Genomic DNA, 3,214 nt, shown 5'->3' on the forward strand with positions numbered 1-3,214 from the left:
CGGTATGACGTCTCGTCACTCGACCAGGACACGGTCCCTGTCGACAGTCTCGTGGCTCGTCGGCCGGCGTTGCTGGACAGATACCTCCAAGTTCCGGAGCTTTCGCAGGCGTTCAGGGACGTTGCCGCGCGCGTCGTGCGGGGTCTGACGGTCAGAGACAAGGCGCAGGCGACTCGTGACTATCTCCTGGCCAACTATGAGTACTCACTGAACCCGACAGCAACGTCGATCGAGGACTTCATCGTCAACCGGCATACCGGGTATTGCGAACACTTTGCCACGTCCATGGTGTTGCTGCTGCGTGTCGAGGGTGTCCACGCCCGCCTGGTGTCAGGCTTTCTGGCCACAGAGTGGAACAAAGCCTCCGGGTATCTCATTGTTCGGGCCAGGGACGCGCACACGTGGGTGGAAGTCCTGGACGGGAACACCTGGGTCCGGTACGACCCGACGCCCAGCTCGTTTCAACAAGTATCGCTCATCACGAATATCCTCGACAACGTCCGCATGGCCTGGTACCGGAACGTCGTCACGTATGATCTGGCCAGCCAGGTGCAGGCTGCCAACAGTCTCGGCCGGTTCTTCACGGGCAGCGGCCGTGCCGTTACCTCAGCATTCGAGTCCTTCCGGAGGGTGGTGTCACGTCTGCTGCGCGATTGGCGTGTCCTTTCCGGTATTGTGGTTGCAGCCGTCCTGGCATTCCTGTTCCTGCGCCGCCGGGCGGAGGACAGGCGTGGCCGGCTCGCTTCAGCGCTGGAGGACCTTGTCGGAGAACGGCGACTGCCCGGCGAGACGCTTCTCGAGCTTGTTCATCGTGCCGCGCTGTCTCCTGACATTGAAGGCCTTGTCTGGCGTGTCTATGGTGTCGACTTTGCCGGGGAGCAAGCGGTGGAGGAGGAGAAAACCCTCCTCCGGCTGCTCCGTGATGCACAGCATGCCCGGGCAACCGCTCGCCCTCAATTGTGAATCCCATTGTACCAGGTACTTTGGAGATTCACATTTGCAGGGGTAGTCCGATCGAGCCTTCTGTGGCCTCCATGATCATCTCTGTCATCGTCGGGTGGGGGTGGATCGCCTCAAGCAGTTTCTCCGCCGTCATCCCGAACTGTACGGCCAGGACTGATTCCATGACGAGGTCGGTGGCTTCGGGGCAATAGAGGGCGATCCCCAGGATCTCGTGGGTCTCGGCGTGTGTCAGGACCTTGGCAAAACCGATGCTTTCCTCCATCGTCCGCGCTTTGCCGCTGGCGCTGACAGGGAATGTTCCTGCCTTGTACGGGATCCCTTCTGCCTTGAGTTCGTATTCTCTCTTGCCCACGACACTGATCTCCGGGTCGGTGAACACGACCGAAGGGACGGCCGTATAGACCATATGAGCATCGTGTCCGGCGATGTTCTCGGCCGCGACGACTCCTTCTTTCTCGGCGACGTGTGCCAGCATGTAGGTTCCCTTCACGTCACCGACAGCATAGACGCCGGGGACGCTGGTGCGCATGTGGTCGTCGACGACGATACCTTTCTTTGACAAGGTGATCCCTGCCGCTTCCAGTTCCGGACCGACGTTCGATCGCCGTCCGATGGAAAGCAGAACGTGATCACCATGGACTTCCTGTGTGGCGCCGTTCACATCGAGTGTCAGGCTGTAACCAGTCTCTGTGGGCGTGACCGACTGGGTCTTCGCTCCGGTGATAATGGTGATACCTCGCTTCTTGAGGGTTGCAGCGAGGGCCAGTGCTACGTCCTCATCCTCGATAGGCAGGATATGTGGCATGAGCTCGACGATGGTGACCTTCGTCCCGATGGCGCTGAAGAATGTCGCCATCTCGACGCCGATAACACCGCCACCGATGACGACCAGTTCCTTCGGCTGTTCCCTGTTGCGGAAGACGTCGTCACTGGTCCAGATGCCCGGGTCGGTGAAGGGGGGGAACTTGATGGGAGAGCTGCCCGTGGCGATGATGACGTTCTTCGCCTCAACAACCTCGCTGGTCGCATCGATGCAGACATGAGTCGGGTCTTTGAGTGTTGCGCGGCTCCTGTACACCTGGATATTGTTCTTCTTCATCAGAAATTCGATACCTTTGCGCAGCCGCACGACGACCTGGTCCTTGCGGGTCATGACGGCGCCAAAATCGACACCCACATTATCAGCAGTCAGACCAAACTTGCGCGCCTCCTGCATGCGCGTGAAGAGCTTGCTGCTGGCGAGCATCGTCTTGGTGGGGATGCAGCCCCAGTTTGTGCAGACCCCACCCATGTCGGCCTCTTCTGCCAACGCGACCGACAGACCCAGCTGAGCTGCCTTGATTGCAGCGACGTACCCTCCGGGTCCGCCACCAATAATAAAAACGTCGACCATGTCAACCTCCATGAACTGTGTCTTCTATCAACTCATGATACCACCGGCATGGTGATGGCCCAAAAGGGGAATGTGCAGATCCGTGGCCGAACACCGGGGTGCAACAACTTGACTCCCTCTCCTGCAACTGACTACAGCCAGAGATTCGCGCCCAGTTCGGCACCGATGCTCGTCGGTTCTCCGTGCCCCGGAAAGATGCGTGTGGCCGGGGGGAGCGTCATGAGGGTCACGCGTATCCCGTCAAGCAGCTGTTCGAACTCTTTCTGGTTGGGCGCGCGACCGACGCTACCGGCAAACAGTGTATCGCCGACNNGGTCTCTGGCGAGTTCAACCTCCCGCGGGTCCATGAGGAGCGTCGCGTCGGGGAAACGCTTCATTGCCGTGTCGACACCCGAGATGTGATCGAAGTGCCCATGGGTGCAGACGATCCACCGGAGGCGGGCGTTGGCGCTCTCGATGACGGTGGCCACTTCCTCAAGCTCCCGGTTCCAGACCATGCCCGGGTCCACCAGCATGAGCTCCATCCCTGACTGCACCAGATAGCAATTGGTCAGCAGGGGCCCTACCGGCATCCGTGTGACCGTTGCTCCACTCATCGTCTCATGAAACTGTTCCATTAGAGCCTCCCTGTACTGTAAGGAAAGTATATCCAAACCAGACCTTATGCGAACCACAAGACCGCAGGCTCGCCAGAAAGGGAAACTTGACAGTCTGGTTTTGATGGCCGATGACTATTTTGGTCCTGGAGAGCGGCTTCTGGCCTGGAAGCAATCAGTTCTGTGCTTCATGAGTTGACGGAACGATCCACGTGTATGTTGGATAAGTCACTATGTATGCATGACATAGCCATACTGGACA

At 59.0% G+C, this 3,214-nt stretch carries 3 protein-coding genes; 1 reads left to right on the forward strand and 2 read right to left on the reverse strand.

The genetic code is table 11. The features are described from left to right. Positions 1-963, forward strand: a 963-nt coding sequence (locus tag SMC5_RS07925) for a transglutaminase-like domain-containing protein (protein WP_133299188.1), incomplete at its 5' end; no start/stop codon positions are given. Positions 964-991: 28 nt separating this feature from the next. Here SMC5_RS07925 and lpdA read toward each other — a convergent pair. Both lpdA and SMC5_RS07935 read right to left on the reverse strand, forming a co-directional pair. After that, complete coding sequence (lpdA, locus tag SMC5_RS07930; protein WP_119120278.1) at positions 992-2,356, reverse strand: dihydrolipoyl dehydrogenase; 1,365 nt, start codon at positions 2,354-2,356, stop codon at positions 992-994. 131 nt (positions 2,357-2,487) lie between these two features. Continuing rightward, positions 2,488-2,973: an MBL fold metallo-hydrolase gene (locus tag SMC5_RS07935; RefSeq protein WP_119120279.1), complete on the reverse strand. Its 486-nt coding sequence runs from the start codon at positions 2,971-2,973 to the stop codon at positions 2,488-2,490. Positions 2,974-3,214 lie beyond the last annotated feature (241 nt).

The sequence above is a fragment of the Candidatus Cryosericum odellii genome (assembly GCF_003570935.1).
Classification (GTDB): domain Bacteria; phylum Caldisericota; class Caldisericia; order Cryosericales; family Cryosericaceae; genus Cryosericum; species Cryosericum odellii.